Source organism: Pseudarthrobacter sp. H2 (assembly GCF_050157045.1).
In the GTDB taxonomy this organism is placed as follows: domain Bacteria; phylum Actinomycetota; class Actinomycetes; order Actinomycetales; family Micrococcaceae; genus Arthrobacter.
Genome location: NZ_CP189594.1, coordinates 2960559 through 2975873 on the forward strand (window position 1 = coordinate 2960559; position 15315 = coordinate 2975873).

Genomic DNA, 15315 nt, shown 5'->3' on the forward strand with positions numbered 1-15315 from the left:
CCAATAGGCGCTCAGAAGGGCCGTCACCAGCCGGTGGCGGCCCTTCTGCCTGCCGGGGACTGCCCTCGCGGCGGCGTCCCCCTCATGCCGGGCGGGACGGCGTCACGCCGCGCAGAGTTTCGGGCCGCCAGGCAAGGCACAGTGCCGGATTCCCGGCGTCGGACGTCCCGGTGCGGACCAAAAGGCTGCTGTGCGTGACACCGTCCCGGCCGAATCCGGCGGCGTCGCACGTTCCCGGGCACACCAAAAGGCCCCCGTGGGGACGGGGGCCTTCTGTGCGTCGGGAGGAGGCGGCTTACAGCTTGCCGAATTCTTCCTTGACTGCCTTGAAGGTGTTGTCATCCTGGTACTCGTAGATGCCGATGTAGGCTTCCGTCGGGTCTCCGGCGTCCGAGAACGTGATGGGGCCCGACTGGCCGTCGTAGTCGATGTCCTTGCCGTTGCGGAGCAGGGTGACGCAGGACGGGAACGTGTTGCACTTCTCGCCGACTTCGGAGACGTCCTTGAGGTGCTTGGCGATGTCAACGCCCTTGGTGCTCTTCGCTTCTTCTGTTGCGAGGGCGATCAGGTTCAACGCGTCGTAGGACTCGCCTGCGTAGGTGTAGTCCTTCAGCGCAGGATCGATGGTGAGGAGCTTCTTCTTGAAGTCCTCCTTGGCGAACGTGCCGGGGATGGTGCCCTCCGCGCCCTTCAGGGTGCCTGGCTGGAAGTCCTTGCTGTAATCGACCATGTTGCCGTCCACCATGAAGAGCTGGGTGGGCTTGACGCCCTTGCCGGTCACCAGCGGAACAATGCTCTTGGCCTGGTCGAAGGTGATCAGTGCAATGGCATCCGGCTTGGCCGCAATGACCTTGTCCACCTGGCTGCTGAACTGGGAATCACCTTCGTTGAAGAGTTCCTGCGCAACCACTTTGCCGCCGGCTGCTTCAAATGCTGCCTGCACGTTCTTTGCAAGGCCGGTCCCGTAGGCGTCGTTCAGGACGATCATGCCGACGGTCTGGGCCCCGCAGGTGGCCATGTAGTTCCCGAGGACCTTGCCCTGGAGCACGTCCGAGGGGGCCGTGCGCCAGTAGAGGCCCTTGTCGTCCCAGGTGGTGAAGTCCGGAGAGGTGTTGGCCGGGGAGAACTGGAGGACCCCCGCACCGGTGATCTGGTTGATCACGGTCTTGGATACGCCCGAGGAGGCAGCACCGACAATCGCGCTGACGCCCTGGCCAAGCAATGCGGTGGTGGACTGGGTGGCGATGTCGGTCTTCGTGTCGCCGGAGTCGCGGTGGATGACCTCGACCGGTTTGCCGAGCACACCGCCGGCATCGTTGATTTCCTTGATGCCGAGGTTGACGCCAGCGATTTCGGGCGGGCCGAGGAACGCCAGGGACCCGGTGGTCGGCAGGAGCGATCCGATCTTCAGCGGCGTTTCAGTCGTCGTGGAGGACGGCGGTACGGCTCCGCCGGCGCCGGGCGCGGTCGTGGCGCCACCGGTCGCGCTCGGGGCCGGACAAGAGATGCCCGCTGCCTTGGCCGAAGCGGATCCTGTTGACGTCGGCGTGGGCGAACCGCCGCACGCCGTAGCCAGAAGGGCGACGCCGATGCTAAGCGCAGTGAGCTTAGCGATGCGGGGCGCCACCTGGGGCAGTGAAGTCATGTATAGTCTCCTCGATCTAAAGGTGCGAACGGCCTTTGACGCGAAAGATCAGGTGTTCCTGATTTAGCTTCAAGCTAATGCATATCCCACCGGAAAATAAGTGACTACGGTCACATCCTGATAACACTCGTTGCCTGGGAGAAATCTGTGGGGCGCGGCGGCTGCCGGCAACCAGCTTGTGCCCCAGGTGGGACTCGAACCCACAACACGCGGATTTTAAGTCCGCTGCCTCTGCCAATTGGGCTACTGGGGCGCCCGGTCCATGGTATCCCGTCAAGCCGTCCCTTCCGCGACGTCTGAGGGTCCATTAAGAGGGTCATTAAACGGCCCGGCATAGTGGAAGGTCCCGCTGACGCCGCCGGGCCAGACCGCGAGCGGGAGCAGTTGGAAGTGCACGCCCCACGCGGGGTCCGGCGGCTCCACACCGAGGGAGGTGGAGGGCACGAAGCCGAATCGGGCGTAATAGTCCGGGTCCCCCAGCAGCGCGATCCCCCGTTCCCGCGCGGCGTTCGCGCGAAAGATGGTTTCCTTCATGAGCGCGGAACCGATGCCGTGGCGCTGGAGGCGCGGCACCACACTGATGGGGCCGAGTCCCAGGAGTTCCAGCTCCCCCACCCGGCCCCGGGTGCTGATGACGTGGCCCACGACCTCGCCGTCGAGCTCCGCCACGATGCTGTAGTCCGGCAGGTATTCCTCGCACCCAAAGAGCCGCGCCAGGAGCTGCACCTCTTCCGGTTCGCCTTCGACCGGCAGCCCGGTGATAGGCGAGACGGAGAAGGCCGCGGCCGTGAGTGCGAGGATGGCGGGCCGGTCTGCGGGCTGTTCGCTGCGCAGGACAAGTTCCGGCGCCGGCTTCTGCTCCCCACTGGCGGCGGCCAGTTCGTGCAGGACCTCCAGTGCCCGTTCCGTATCGGCCACGGGCACCAGCAGATGGTCGTGGTGGAAGCCGGCCAGCACATTGCCGCTGATTTTCGCCGCGGCCAGGGCTGTGCCGACGGCAGCCGTCAGGCCCACCGCTTCCAGGGAGGAATGCACCTCGAGAGTGATCCAGGCCCCGACAAAGTCGTAGGGCAGCCCCAGACGGTCCGCCTCGGCCCGCGGCAGCACCACGGTCAGCCCCTCGGCCTCCCGCACTGCGGCCGCAATGCCGCCCGCCAGGGCTTTGCCGTGCGGCCACAGGACATAGACGAACTCGCCCTCGCGGAGCACGGGATGCATGGTCGCCAGCAGTGCGTGGAGGTCCTTTTCAGCTGTCATGGAGCCAGTTTAGGCCCGCTGCCCTGCCGCCACTGCCGCCAACGACGACGGCGGCCGCTCCCCCGGAAGGGAACAGCCGCCGTCGTCAGGCTTCTGCGGGCTACTTGGAGTTGGCCGGGACAGACTCCTTGGAGCGTGCCGTGGCAGCGTCCGCTGCCGGCTTTTCCGCAGCCGGGGCTGCCGGGGCGGCGGCCGGCCGGGGTGCCGGGGCGGCCGCAGCGACGAAGGCCCCGCGCGGGTTGTCCAGGTCGATCAGCTGCGTGGTGTCGCGGCCTATGAAGAAGGCGAGGATCCAGCCGAAGATGACCCGGATCTTGCGCTCCACGGTCGGCATGGCCAGGCCGTGGTAGCCACGGTGTGCCAGCCAGGCCAGCGGGCCCTTGAGGCCGATGCGGCCGACGAGGTTGATGTTCGCAACGCCCTTCCATTCGCCGAAGCCGGCGACGGCGCCCAGGTTCTTGTGCTTGTAGTCCTTGAGCGGCTTGTCCCAGCGGGAGGCCCAGAGGTTCTTGGCGAGGCGCTTGGCCTGGCGCAGCGCGTGCTGGGCGTTCGGCACGCAGGTGCCGTCCGGCAGGCCGCTGCCCGTGAGGTCCGGCACGGCTGCGACGTCGCCGGCGGCCCAGGCGTTCGGCACGATGCCCTCATCGCCGGAGACGCGGAGGTCGGGCAGGACGCGCACGCGTCCGCGCGGCTCCAGCGGGAAGTCGGTGGAACGGACCATCGGGTTGGCCTGCACGCCGGCAGTCCAGACCAGCGTATCGGCCTGGAACTCCTGGGCCGGGGACTTGTCCGGGAGGTTGATGAGCTTCAGGGTGCCTTCGGCGCTGTCCAGCGAGGTGTTGAGGAGCACCTCCATGCCGCGGCTGCGGAGGTGCTCCACAACCCATACGGCCTGCTTCTCGGTGACCTCGGGCATGATGCGGCCCATGGCCTCGACCAGGACGAAGCGGACTTCCTCCTGCCTGACGCGCGGGTTGTTCCTGACCGCCGCGCGGGCGAGGTCTTCCATTTCGGTGATGCACTCGATGCCGGCGAAGCCGCCGCCGACGACGACGAACGTCAGGGCGCGGGCGCGTTCGGCCGGGTCCGTCATGAGTGAGCCGGCTTCGATGCGCTCGAGGACCTTGTTGCGCAGCGCAACGGCTTCCTCGATCGTCTTCAGGCCGATGCCCTTGTCCGCCAGGCCCTTGATCGGGAACGTGCGGGTGATGGCGCCTGCGGAGACCACGATGTCGAAGTACGGGATCTCGAAGTTTTCGCCGCCGTCGGCCGGTGCCACCACGGCCGTGCGGTTGGCGTGGTCGATCGAGGTGACGCGGCCCTGGATCAGTTCGGTCTGCTTCAGGTGCTGGCGGTGCGAGACAACGGCGTGGCGGGCCTCGATGTTGCCGCCGGCAACTTCCGGCAGGAAGGGCTGGTAGGTCATGTAGGGCAGCGGATCAACGACGGTGACGATGCCACCGGCATTCGCGATCTTGTTCTGCAGTTTGAGGGCTACGTACAGGCCGACGTACCCGCCGCCGACGATGAGTACCCTGGGACGGTCCTGGAGCTGAGGGGAGGATGCCATTTCACAAGGATACATTGGTTTGTGAAAATTTTCACCAGCTATGGTTGCCGGCCCGGTTCCAGCGGATCCAAAGCCCCTGTTTCCAGGCTGGCGGGACCGGTTCCGGGGCCCCGCATGGCGCGCCTCAGCTGGACGGCCGCGGCTCCCACGATGCACACGAACAGGCCGCCGAATCCCAGCACCACCATGGCAGGGACGGCGTTGTCGAGCTGCGACGGCGCTTCTGCCGCCGGCACCGTGGCGTCCGGAAGCGTCGGCGCGGCGCTGGAGGGCGCCGGGCCGGCCGTGGCCGCCGTCGTAGCCGGATTCCCGCGCCGGTGCACACGGATCCAGTCCGAAATCGAGCCAAGCGGATTGATTTTGGTCTCTGGAACGTCGGCCTTGAGGGCCGCCTCGGCGTCGAGCACGCCGAAGCCGTACAACGGGTCCTTGCCCGCGGCCCCGGCATCCCTGGCGGTGCTGACGATCCTGTTGATGACCTGGCTGGCCGGCATCTCCGGCCACTTGGAACGGATCAGCGCGGCGACGCCGGAAACGATGGGGGTCGCCCCGGAGGTCCCCGCCCATTCGGCGTAGCCGCCGGCGGGCATGCCCCCCACCAGGTTCTCGGCCGGAGCCGCGACGCCGATACTGATGCCCTGTGACGATGAGTCGATGCTCGCGGCACCCTTGCGGTTCAGTCCGGCCACGGTCAGCACTCCGGGGATGGTGGCCGGAGCGCCGACCTGCACGTTGCCGCCGATACGGTTGCCGGCGGCGGCCACGATGACGACGTCCTTCTGTTCGGCGTACAGGAACGCCGCGTCCCAGCTCTGCGGCCACTCCGGTGAGGTGCTGCCCAGCGAGATGTTGATGACCCGGGCGCCGTTGTCGACGGCCCACCGGACGGCTTCGGGGATCTGGTCCTGGTCGCTCTTGCCGCCGGGGTTGGCCGATCCGAGCCACGTGGAGACGGAGAGGAGCTGGGCCTCCGGTGCGACCCCGACGATTCCGTCCGGGCCGACGGAGGAACCCGGGCTCGGGCTCGGGCTCGGGCTGGGGCTGGCCGTGGATCCCGCCGGCTGGTGGCCGCGCCCGGCGAGCATGGTCGCCACGAGGGTGCCGTGCTCGGGTTTCGCGCCGATGCTCTGCTGTCCGCCCGGGCCGCCGGCGCCGGAAACGTCGGCGCCGCCCCTGAGCACGCCTTTCAGGTCCGGGTGCGTGCCGTCCACGCCGCTGTCGATCACGGCGACCTTGACGTTGGCGCCCTTGGAGACCTCCCAGGCCTTGGTGATGCCGGACTCGGCGAGCCAGTATTCCTTGTCCCGCCAGGAATCAGCGTGGGCGGCCGGCGCAGCCAAGACGGCACCCGCCAGGGCCGCGGCGAAAATTCCGCCGGCAAGGGCCAAGGCCATCAGTGCGGAGGCGGTCCGGCGGGGCCGGGCTGTTGCTCTGGTCATTCGGGTCCTATCGGCGGTACAGCTGGTGGCGCTGTGCACCCGGTGATGCGCAATTTCAGCTGATGCTGAGGGCGATTCCATCAAGAATATCGTGCTCGCTGGCCACGGCCGTGGTGATCCGGCCGTCCGTGACGTCCGCCAGCCGTTCCAGGACGCGCCGCCAGATGAGCGCGCCGGCTCCGATCACGTCCACCCGGCCCGGGTGCATGTACGGCAGCGCGGCGCGCTCGGCCCGGGACATCCCCAGCAGTTCCGTGCACGCCTGCCGCACCGCCGCCAGGGACAGCTCGCTGCCGTGGATGGCCGCCGGGGAGTACTCCGGCAGACGCAGCGCGTGCGCTGTGATGGTGGTGACCGAGCCCGCGACGCCGACGACGGCCGTGGCGCGTTCCAGCGGCACGAGCAGTGCCGCTTCGCTGATCGCGGCGTCGACGTCGGCCTCCGCCGCGGCGATCTGGTCCGCCGTCGGCGGGTCGCTGCGCAGGTGGCGTTCGGTCATCCGGACGCAGCCGACGTCCACGGATTTGGCGGCGATGACGCCGCCGGCGTCCCCCAGCACGAATTCGGTGCTGCCCCCGCCCAGGTCCACCACGAGCACGGGATCCGCGCCGCGTGAGGGCAGGACGCTGCTGGCGCCGGCGAAGGACAACGCGGCTTCCTCATCGCCGGTGATGACCTCCGGCTCGACACCAAGGATCCCGCGGATGCCGTCGACAAAGACCCGGCGGTTGCGGGCGTCCCGGGTGGCGGAGGTCGCCACGAAGCGCACCTTCCCGGTGCCGTGGCGGCGGATCAGCCCCGCGTAGTCCTTCGCGGCGGCGAAGGTGCGGTCCAGGGCTTCCTGGGCCAGTTCACCGGTGGCGTCCACGCCCTGGCCCAGCCGGACCACGCGCATTTCCCGCACAATGTCGCCCAGCCGAAGGGCGCCGCCGTCAGTTGCCGCATCTGCTGCGTTTACATCTCCTGCGTTTACATCTCCTGCGTTTACATCTGCGATGAGGAGGCGGATGGAGTTCGTTCCGCAGTCGATGGCGGCGACCCGGGTCACTGGCCGGCCTCCGCACTGTCGCTACCGGCGTCGCCTGTGCTGTCGGCCTCCTCGGTGCGGGACTTGCGCACCGGGGCCGGACGCCCGACGATCCCGGGCAGCCCCTGCGGCCCGTGCCGGCTGAGGTCCCGCGAGGGCGCCTCCCCGCCGGTATCCCAGGCCCCGTCACAGTAGCAGCGGTCCGCGGTCCACCATTCGCCGATCGCGGCGATGGCCTCGTCCCCGAGCGGGTTCACGCCGGGCCCGGCTGCGAGGGAATGGCCCACGAGGACGTGCAGGCACTTGACGCGGGTCGGCATCCCGCCGGCCGACACGCCGTCGATTTCGGGCACGGCCCCGATGCCGGCCCGGGCCCCGATCCCGGCGCGGGAGGCGAGGTAGGCCTCGTGGGCGGCGCGGTAGTCCGCGGCCAGCGCCGTGTCAGCCCCGAGCCGATCGTTCATCGCGTTCATCAGGCCGGCTGCCTCCAGCCGCGACACCGCGGCGGTGATGACCGGGTGCGTCAGATAGAAGGTGGTGGGGAATGGCGTGCCGTTGCTGAGCCGGGGCGAGGTGGCCGCCACGAGCGGGTTGCCGCAGACGCAGCGGGCCGGGATTTCCACGACGTCACGCACCGGTCGTCCCAGCTGGCGGCTGAGGACATCGAGGTCCGCCGCTGACGGCCGGCGGGATTCCTCCGGCGTGCGTGCCGGGTTCGCCGCCATTTGGGTCCCGGCGCTGGAATTCTCGTCCACTCGGTTCTCGTCCACTGGCGCGGCACCTTCCTGCCCTGTAAAGGATCGTCCATCGGACAATCCCGCGGCGGGCGCCGCTTCTAGTCTGTTGCCGACCGCCTGATGGATTGCCAGAGGGCGTCCACCCACGGCAGGTCGGCCGGGTCTTGTGCTGATCCTTCGCCGGCCGCGCCACCGGACTGCCCGGCAGGAAGATCGCTGCCGAAGACCCAGTAGCCCGTCTCACCGGGCATAACCATGTTAATGCGGTCGCGGGCCTGCTGTTTGACGTAGTTCGGATCCTGCCACCGCGAGACCTGGCGTTTGAGGTCGGTCTGCTGCGCCTGCTTGGCCGTGATATCCGCCTGGAGCGCGGCGATTTCGGCGCGCTTGTCGAGGAAGATCTTCACAGTGGGCGCCAGCATGATGGTGATGGCAACCATGACGACCGCCAGGGCCAGCATGCGGCCCGAGAACGCCTTGGCAGGCACGGGATCGAGGGACTCCGCAGGCCCGTCCGTGCCGCGTTTCGCCGTGGACGTCCGGTTCGGGGCGGACGGCCCCGTGCCGGCACCTGCCGGACGCTTTCCCGGGCCGCCGGGCCCGGCCGCCCGTTGGCCGGCCCGTTGTTCTCCGGTCGGCGGCACTCCGGTATGCCGTTCTCCGGTCCGCCGTTCTCCGGTCTGCCGTTCTCCAGTTTCTGGGCTTCGTGGCCCCGGGTTTTGTGACCCCGGAACTCCCGCTGCCGGGTTGCCGGCCGCGGGTTTTCCGGCTGAGGCGGCTGTGCCTGTCCCGGTTCCGCTGGCTGTTCCGCTGCCGCGCACACCGCCGAAATCGCCCTGGACGACGTCGCCGCCGTCGCCCGTGTCCGGGGACTTCGGGGCCGCAGGCGTGGCCCGGGGGACCTTGGGACGGCGGGTAGCCATGTCACTCCTGTAATGCCCGGTCCTTGCCGGACTGGCTTGCGGTGGGCCCGGCCAAAGCGGAAACCGGTGGCCATGGTCCTTCAACCATAGCCACCGGCCACCGGTTTTTGCGGGTTCTAGCCTTTGAAACGCGGGAAGGCGCTGCGGCCCGCGTAGCGTGCGGCGTCGTCGAGTTCCTCTTCGATGCGCAGCAGCTGGTTGTACTTGGCGACGCGCTCGGAGCGGGCCGGGGCACCGGTCTTGATCTGGCCCGCGTTGGTGGCAACGGCGATGTCAGCGATGGTGGTGTCCTCGGTCTCGCCGGAGCGGTGCGAGGTGATGGTCGTGTAACCGGCGCGCTGGGCCAGGGACACGGCGTCGAGGGTCTCGGTCAGTGAACCGATCTGGTTGACCTTGACCAGCAGCGAGTTGGCGGTTTTCGTGTCGATGCCGCGCTGCAGGATTGCCGGGTTGGTGACGAAGAGGTCATCGCCCACGAGCTGGACCTTGTCGCCGATGGTGTCGGTGAGGGTCTTCCAGCCCTCCCAGTCATTTTCATCCAGCGGGTCCTCAATCGAGACCAGCGGGTAGTCGGCGACGAGCTCAGCGTAGTACGCGCTCATCTCGGTGGCGGACAGGGCCTTGCCCTCGAACTGGTAGGCGCCGTCCGTGAAGAACTCGGAGGAGGCGACGTCCAGTGCCAGGGCGATGTCCTTGCCCGGGGTGTAGCCGGCGTTCTTGATGGCTTCCTGGATGAGGTCCAGGGCTGCGCGGTTGGACGGCAGGTTCGGCGCGAAGCCGCCCTCGTCGCCGAGGCCGGTGGAGAGGCCCTTTTCCTGCAGCACGGCCTTGAGCGCGTGGTAGACCTCGACGCCCCAGCGCAGGCCTTCGGAGAAGGTCTCGGCGCCGAGCGGGACAACCATGAATTCCTGGATGTCGACGTCGGAGTCTGCGTGCGAGCCGCCGTTGAGGATGTTCATCAGCGGGACGGGCAGGACGTGGGCGTTCGGGCCGCCCAGGTACTTGTACAGCGGCAGGTCCGCGGAGGCCGCGGCGGCGTTGGCGACGGCCAGGGACACGCCCAGGATGGCGTTGGCGCCGAGCTTGCTCTTGTTGGCAGTGCCGTCCAGGTCGATCATGGACTGGTCGATGCTGCGCTGGTCGGTGGCGTCGAAGCCGATCAGGGCCGGGGCGATCTGGTCGATGACGGCGTCGACGGCCTTCTGGACACCCTTGCCGAGGTAACGGCCCTTGTCGCCGTCGCGCAGTTCAACGGCCTCGTGCTCGCCGGTGGAGGCGCCGGAGGGAACTGCCGCGCGGCCGATCTGGCCGTCGGAGAGCAGGACTTCAACTTCTACGGTGGGGTTGCCACGGGAATCGAGGATCTCGCGGGCGTGGATGGCATCGATAAGCGCCATGAATAGGCTCCTTTGGGTGCAGCGGTCTGCTGGGAATCTGAATGGAAATCAAGCTGGGAATCAAGCTGAAAAACCGACGTCCTCGTCGCTACCCAGCCTAGTCGAGAGTGGGATAAGTTACAGAAACCTATCCAGTCCACGGACGTCATTTTGGCGGATCACGCGGATGACGGCGGCGGCGGGCCCTCCTGGAATCGGCGGTTCACGCCGCGGAGGGCGCGTTCGGCGTCGAGCCCCTGGGCCCGGGCGGCGGCGGCAATGGCGAAGAGCAGGTCCCCGAGGTCCTCTTCCGAGGACGGGATGTCGACCGGCTCAGTAAACGCCGGGAAGCCGGCCCGTTCGGCGCGGTCCAGGAGTTTTTGTGCCCGGGCCAACGCCGGAAGGGCGCCGGGGACGCCCCCGAGGGGTCCGGAGTGTGGGACCCCGGAGTGCAGGACCTGCTCCGAGCGTTTGACGGCGTCCCACGTACGGACGATGTCCTCCACGGTGGCGGGAAAGGAATCCTGCAGCGAACCGTCCGCGCGGAAGACATGCGGATTACGGCGGATCATCTTGGCGGTGAGGCCGCGGGCGACGTCGTCGAACGTGAAGGCGTTGTGCTCCTGGGCGAGCCGGGCGTGGAGGACCACCTGCAGCAGGACGTCGCCCAGTTCGGCCTTCAGCTCGGCGTCGCCACCGCCCGTCTCGATGGTCTCCGCCACCTCGTAGGCCTCCTCGAGGAGGTACTCCACGAGGGATTCGTGGGTGAGGGCGCCCATCCAGGGGCAGTGGGCGCGCAGCTCGGCAATGACACCGACCAGCGCGCCCATCGCGTTGGAGTCTTTAGCCAAGGTCCGCGTAGGCCTCGTTGATGTATTCGACCAGCGCTTCCTTTTCCTCGAGCGGAAGGAACGCGGCCTCGGCGGCGTTCAGCGTCAGCTCCAGCAGGTCGTCAAGGTCGTAGTCGAAGGTCTCCACGAGGAGTTCGAACTCGTCGGTCAGCGTCACGCCGCTCATGAGCCGGTTGTCCGTGTTGATGGTGACGTTGAAGCCGAGCTGATAGAGCATGTCCAGCGGGTGGCTTTCGATCCCCTCGCCGAAGCCGGCAATGGCGCCGGTCTGCAGGTTGGAGGACGGGCAGATCTCCAGCGCAATGCCGCGGTCGCGGACCCAGCTGGCGAGCTCACCGAGGGTCACCATGCCGATGTTGTCGTTCACTTCATCCCCGCCGTCGGCTGCGGCGTCGTCGCTGTCGTCGTCGTCGAATTCGACGCTGACATCTTCGGCGATCCGCACGCCGTGCCCCAGGCGCAGGGCACGGCCGTCGACCAGCGCGGACTGGATGCTGTCCAGGCCCGCCGCCTCGCCCGCGTGGACCGTCACCGGGAAGTTGTGCTGGGCAAGATACGTGAAGGCGTCCTTGAAGCGGGAGGGCAGGAAGCCGTCCTCGGCGCCGGCGATGTCGAAGCCGACCGCGCCCTTGTAGCGGTGGCGGACTGCCAGTTCGGCAATCTCCTGGCCGCGGTCCGCGTGGCGCATGGCCGTGATGAGCTGGCCCACCTGGATCTCGCGCCCGGTCTCGGCGACGGCGTCCACCCCGGCTTCCAGCCCTGCCTGCACGGCCTCGACGGCGTCGTCCAGGCTCAGGCCCTGCTGCAGGTGCTGCTCAGGGGCCCAGCGCACTTCGCCGTAGACGACGCCGTCCTCCGCCAGGTCCTCGACGAACTCCTGGGCGACGCGGAACAGGCCTTCCTTCGTCTGCATCACGGCGACGGTGTGGTCGAAGGTCTCGAGGTAGCGCACCAGCGAGCCGGAGTCTGCGGATTCGCGGAACCACTCCCCCAGCGCGACGGGGTCGGTCGAGGGCAGCGTGTGGCCGGCCGCCTCCGCAAGTTCAATGATGGTGGCCGGACGAAGTCCGCCGTCCAGGTGGTCGTGAAGGGAAACCTTGGGGAGGCCCTTCAGATCGAATTCGAGGTCAGGGGCAGCGTCAGGAATAGTCTCAGTCACGTTCCCACCCTAAGGTCGGAGCCCGTGCAATGCCAGCCGGATATCCAGGGGCCGGGTGCTGCCAGCAGACCGGGAGATCAGGCTTCGACGTCGGCCGGCGCCGCCGGCGTCATGGACACCGGCCCACCGCCGGCAGCCGTGTGGGCGGCCGTGGCATCGGCGGCGGCGGCCCGGCTGGCCGCCGCGGCAGCGCCCCGCGTATCGCGCCAGCGGTGCAGCCAGGTCAGCAGGTGGTCGATCACGATGCCGAGCACGATGGCGAAGGCAATGGCGATGCCCACGCCCAGCAGCGGGTGTTCGTGGACCCAGGTGCCGGCCAGGATGCCGATCCCGGCGGAATAGGCCACCCAGGTGATGGAGGCGAAGATGTCGAGGATGACGAACCGGCGCCGGGGATAGCCGGTGGTGCCGGCGATCCAGTTGACCGCCACACGCCCCACCGGGATGTAGCGGGCCGTGAAAATCAGCATGGCGCCGCGCTTGTCCAACTCGTAGCGGGCCCAGTGCATGGCCCGCTGGACCTTCGGTTTGCGCATCCAGCGGAAGCGCTCCACGCCGATGTGCCGCCCGAGCAGGTACGCCATGTTGTCGCCGCCGATGGCCCCGAGGGCACCGGCGGCCATGACGAGCCACATGTTCGGCTGCCCGGACGAGAGGGAGAGTGCGCCCAGGGCAACGATCAGTGTTTCACTGGGCAGAATCGGCACGAAGCCGTCGATGAAGCAGAACACCAGCAGCGTCGGATAAATCCACCATTGGCCCGCGGCATGGAGAATAGCCTCATTGATGAATTCCACGCAGGCAGTGCTCCTAGAAAGTGATGGAAAAGCGCTCTTCAGTGTCCCATGGCATGAATGGATCCGCTACGCCCGCACGGATAAAATCCGCCGTCGGCCAAGAAATTCCCAGGCCGGAGTGCCGGCGCCTCGCGGCGGCCCCGTGCGGGCCGGGACCCCGCCGTCTTAAGCCTCCGGCGGCGGCGCGGCACTATCCGCTTCCTCCGGAATCTTCCCCCGCAGTTTGCTGATGCCGAGGTCCACGCCGATGCCCAGGACGACCGCGCAGATGATGGCGATAACCGCACCGAGCAGATGGTTATCCTCGAACCACTGCCCGAAGAACATTCCGATGGCCACGGAGTATCCGGCCCAGAGCAGCGCCGAGAGCACCGTCAGGCCCATGAATCTGGGCCTCGGGTAGTGTGTGGCGCCGGCTGTCAGGTTGACGGCCACCCGGCCGATGGGGACGAAGCGCGCCACGAGGATCAGCGACGCCGGCCGCTTCCGCAACTCCAGTCCGGCCCAGAGGAAGGCCTTCTGCATGCGCGGCCCCCGCATCCACGCCCAGCGGCGCGTTCCGGTGCCCCGGCCGATCAGGTAGGCGGTGTTGTCGCCCAGGAAGGCGCCGGCGGCGGCGGTCGCGATCAGGAACGCGGGGTTCGGGACGTCGGCCGTGGCGGCCACGGCGGCCAGCCCGACCACCACCGATTCGCTCGGGATCGGCGGGAAAAAGCCGTCGATGACGCAGCAGGCGAACACGAGGAACAACACCCAGGGCTGCCCGGCGGCGGCCAGGATGAAGTCGTTGATTGCCTGCACCGCTTCAGCCTAGGCGATGCGGTCGATGATGAGCTGCTGGGCTGGGCGCGAGCCTTCCGGTGCGATCACGGCGGCGTGCTCGAGTGCCGCCTTGGCCCGGGCAAACTTCTCGGGGGTGTCCGTCAGGAGCGTCATGAGCGGCTCACCGGCCCGCACCACGGCGCCGGGCTTCGCGTGCAGGCGCACTCCGGCACCGGCCTGGACCACGTCTTCCTTGCGGGCGCGTCCGGCGCCGAGGCGCCAGGCGGCGACGCCGACGGCCAGGGCGTCGAGCTGCACCAGCACGCCGTCGGCCGGCGCGTAGATGACCTCGGATTCCCGGGCGGCCGGCAGCTTGGCCCGGGGGTCCCCGCCCTGCGCGGCAATCATGCGGTTCCAGACGTCCATCGCCCGGCCGTCCTTCAGCGCGGCCCGGGGGTCGGCGTCGTGGACACCGGCGCAGGCGAGCATCTCCTCCGCCAGCCGGACGGTGAGTTCGACGACGTCGTCCGGGCCTCCGCCGGCGAGCACCTCGACGGATTCCTCAACTTCGATCGCGTTGCCGGCGGTGAGGCCCAGGGGCGTGTCCATGTTGGTCAGCAGGGCGACGGTGTTGACGCCGGCGTCCTTGCCGAGGGCCACCATGGTCTCGGCCAGTTCCCGGGCCCGGGCCTCGTCCTTCATGAAGGCACCGCTGCCCACCTTGACGTCCAGCACCAGCGATCCGGTGCCTTCGGCGATCTTCTTGCTCATGATCGAGGAGGCGATCAGCGGAATGGCCTCGACCGTTCCGGTGACGTCCCGGAGCGCGTAGAGCTTCTTGTCGGCCGGGGCCAGCCCCGCTCCGGCCGCGCAGATGACCGCGCCCACGTCCTGGAGCTGGGCCAGCATTTCCTCGTTGCTCAGCGCGGCGCGCCAGCCCGGGATCGATTCCAGCTTGTCCAGGGTGCCGCCGGTGTGGCCGAGGCCGCGGCCGGACAGCTGCGGCACCGCAACTCCGAAGACCGCCACGAGGGGCGCCAGCGGGAGGGTGATCTTGTCCCCGACGCCGCCGGTGGAGTGCTTGTCCGAGGTGGGCTTCACGGAGCCGTCCCTACGCCGGAGGCTGGAGAAGTCCATCCGCTCGCCGGAGGCGATCATCGCCTCCGTCCAGCGCGAGATCTCGGCCCGGTCCATGCCGTTGAGCAGGATCGCCATGTTCAGGGCGGCCATCTGCTCGTCGGCGATGGCGCCGCGGGTGTAGGCGTCGATGGTCCAGTCGATCTGTTCGGGGCTCAGCACGCCTTTGTCCCGCTTGATGCGGATGATGTCGACGGCGTCGAACGCTTCGGTCTGATGTGGGGTCTGCGTCACCGGGGTTCCTCCAGATGGTGGGGGCCAAAGGCGTCGGGCAGCACCTGGTCCATGGTCTTGATGCCCTGGGTGGTCATGATCTGCAGCTCGGGAGCCCGGAATTCGTACAGCAATTGCCGGCACCGTCCGCACGGCATCAGGATGTTGCCGTGGGCGTCGACGCAGTAGAAGGCGCGGAGGAGGCCGCCTCCGGTCATCTGCAGATTGCCCACGAGGGAACATTCGGCGCAGAGGGTCAGCCCGTAGCTGGCGTTTTCGACGTTGCAGCCGCTCACGATCCGGCCGTCACCGGTGAGGGCTGCGGCCCCGACCGGGAACTTCGAATACGGCGCGTAGGCGTTCTTCATGGCCGCGACGGCCGCGGCCTCGAGGGCCTTCCAGTCGATGTCCTGTCCGTCCAC

At 68.4% G+C, this 15315-nt stretch carries 14 protein-coding genes and 1 tRNA gene; all 15 read right to left on the bottom strand.

The window, feature by feature from the left end:
* Window positions 1–295: 295 nt before the first annotated feature.
* Window positions 296–1645, bottom strand: coding sequence for an ABC transporter substrate-binding protein (locus ACQCSZ_RS13885; RefSeq protein WP_427004345.1), 1350 nt, complete (start codon window positions 1643–1645; stop codon window positions 296–298).
* Between the two features lie 179 nt (window positions 1646–1824).
* Window positions 1825–1898, bottom strand: a tRNA-Leu gene (locus ACQCSZ_RS13890).
* 20 nt (window positions 1899–1918) lie between these two features.
* Window positions 1919–2902, bottom strand: coding sequence for an N-acetyltransferase (locus ACQCSZ_RS13895; protein WP_427004346.1), 984 nt, complete (start codon window positions 2900–2902; stop codon window positions 1919–1921).
* A 100-nt stretch (window positions 2903–3002) separates the two neighbouring features.
* A complete protein-coding gene (locus ACQCSZ_RS13900) occupies window positions 3003–4472 on the bottom strand; it encodes an NAD(P)/FAD-dependent oxidoreductase (RefSeq protein WP_427004347.1) in 1470 nt (489 codons plus the stop codon).
* 38 nt (window positions 4473–4510) lie between these two features.
* Window positions 4511–5911, bottom strand: a complete 1401-nt coding sequence (locus ACQCSZ_RS13905) for a S8 family serine peptidase (RefSeq protein WP_427004348.1) — start codon at window positions 5909–5911, stop codon at window positions 4511–4513.
* A 55-nt stretch (window positions 5912–5966) separates the two neighbouring features.
* The gene (locus tag ACQCSZ_RS13910; RefSeq protein ID WP_427004349.1) at window positions 5967–6959 is read right to left on the bottom strand and encodes an exopolyphosphatase; all 993 of its coding nucleotides are present in this window, start codon (window positions 6957–6959) and stop codon (window positions 5967–5969) included.
* On the bottom strand, window positions 6956–7663 hold the full coding sequence (locus ACQCSZ_RS13915) for a DUF501 domain-containing protein (protein WP_427008343.1): 708 nt from the start codon (window positions 7661–7663) through the stop codon (window positions 6956–6958). Before ACQCSZ_RS13915 ends, ACQCSZ_RS13910 begins: the two co-directional genes overlap by 4 nt.
* 110 nt (window positions 7664–7773) lie before the next feature.
* A complete protein-coding gene (locus tag ACQCSZ_RS13920; RefSeq protein ID WP_427004350.1) occupies window positions 7774–8598 on the bottom strand; it encodes an FtsB family cell division protein in 825 nt (274 codons plus the stop codon).
* Window positions 8599–8714: 116 nt separating this feature from the next.
* Window positions 8715–9995: a phosphopyruvate hydratase gene (gene eno, locus ACQCSZ_RS13925; RefSeq protein WP_427004351.1), complete on the bottom strand. Its 1281-nt coding sequence runs from the start codon at window positions 9993–9995 to the stop codon at window positions 8715–8717.
* Between the two features lie 158 nt (window positions 9996–10153).
* Window positions 10154–10804 carry a MazG nucleotide pyrophosphohydrolase domain-containing protein gene (locus tag ACQCSZ_RS13930; protein WP_427008344.1) on the bottom strand — a complete coding sequence of 217 codons (651 nt, stop codon included), beginning with the start codon at window positions 10802–10804 and terminating at the stop codon, window positions 10154–10156.
* Window positions 10805–10817: 13 nt separating this feature from the next.
* Window positions 10818–11984, bottom strand: coding sequence for an adenosine deaminase (locus ACQCSZ_RS13935; RefSeq protein WP_427004352.1), 1167 nt, complete (start codon window positions 11982–11984; stop codon window positions 10818–10820).
* A 77-nt stretch (window positions 11985–12061) separates the two neighbouring features.
* Window positions 12062–12781, bottom strand: coding sequence for a DedA family protein (locus ACQCSZ_RS13940; RefSeq protein ID WP_427004353.1), 720 nt, complete (start codon window positions 12779–12781; stop codon window positions 12062–12064).
* Between the two features lie 165 nt (window positions 12782–12946).
* Window positions 12947–13582: a DedA family protein gene (locus tag ACQCSZ_RS13945; RefSeq protein ID WP_427004354.1), complete on the bottom strand. Its 636-nt coding sequence runs from the start codon at window positions 13580–13582 to the stop codon at window positions 12947–12949.
* A gap of 9 nt (window positions 13583–13591) precedes the next feature.
* A complete protein-coding gene (locus tag ACQCSZ_RS13950) occupies window positions 13592–14914 on the bottom strand; it encodes a thymidine phosphorylase (protein ID WP_427004355.1) in 1323 nt (440 codons plus the stop codon).
* Window positions 14911–15315 (bottom strand): cytidine deaminase, encoded by a 405-nt coding sequence (locus ACQCSZ_RS13955; protein WP_427004356.1) that lies wholly within the window; start codon window positions 15313–15315, stop codon window positions 14911–14913. The genes ACQCSZ_RS13950 and ACQCSZ_RS13955 overlap by 4 nt, the downstream gene beginning before the upstream one ends.

What these genes read in the sequence shown, in the direction of transcription:
- ACQCSZ_RS13885 (WP_427004345.1), bottom strand. Translation starts at nt 1,645, where the DNA reads ATGACTTCACTGCCCCAGGTGGCGCCCCGCATCGCTAAGCTCACTGCG.
- ACQCSZ_RS13895 (WP_427004346.1), bottom strand. Translation starts at nt 2,902, where the DNA reads ATGACAGCTGAAAAGGACCTCCACGCACTGCTGGCGACCATGCATCCC.
- ACQCSZ_RS13900 (WP_427004347.1), bottom strand. Translation starts at nt 4,472, where the DNA reads ATGGCATCCTCCCCTCAGCTCCAGGACCGTCCCAGGGTACTCATCGTC.
- ACQCSZ_RS13905 (WP_427004348.1), bottom strand. Translation starts at nt 5,911, where the DNA reads ATGACCAGAGCAACAGCCCGGCCCCGCCGGACCGCCTCCGCACTGATG.
- ACQCSZ_RS13915 (WP_427008343.1), bottom strand. Translation starts at nt 7,663, where the DNA reads ATGGCGGCGAACCCGGCACGCACGCCGGAGGAATCCCGCCGGCCGTCA.
- ACQCSZ_RS13920 (WP_427004350.1), bottom strand. Translation starts at nt 8,598, where the DNA reads ATGGCTACCCGCCGTCCCAAGGTCCCCCGGGCCACGCCTGCGGCCCCG.
- eno (WP_427004351.1), bottom strand. Translation starts at nt 9,995, where the DNA reads ATGGCGCTTATCGATGCCATCCACGCCCGCGAGATCCTCGATTCCCGT.
- ACQCSZ_RS13930 (WP_427008344.1), bottom strand. Translation starts at nt 10,804, where the DNA reads ATGGGCGCGCTGGTCGGTGTCATTGCCGAGCTGCGCGCCCACTGCCCC.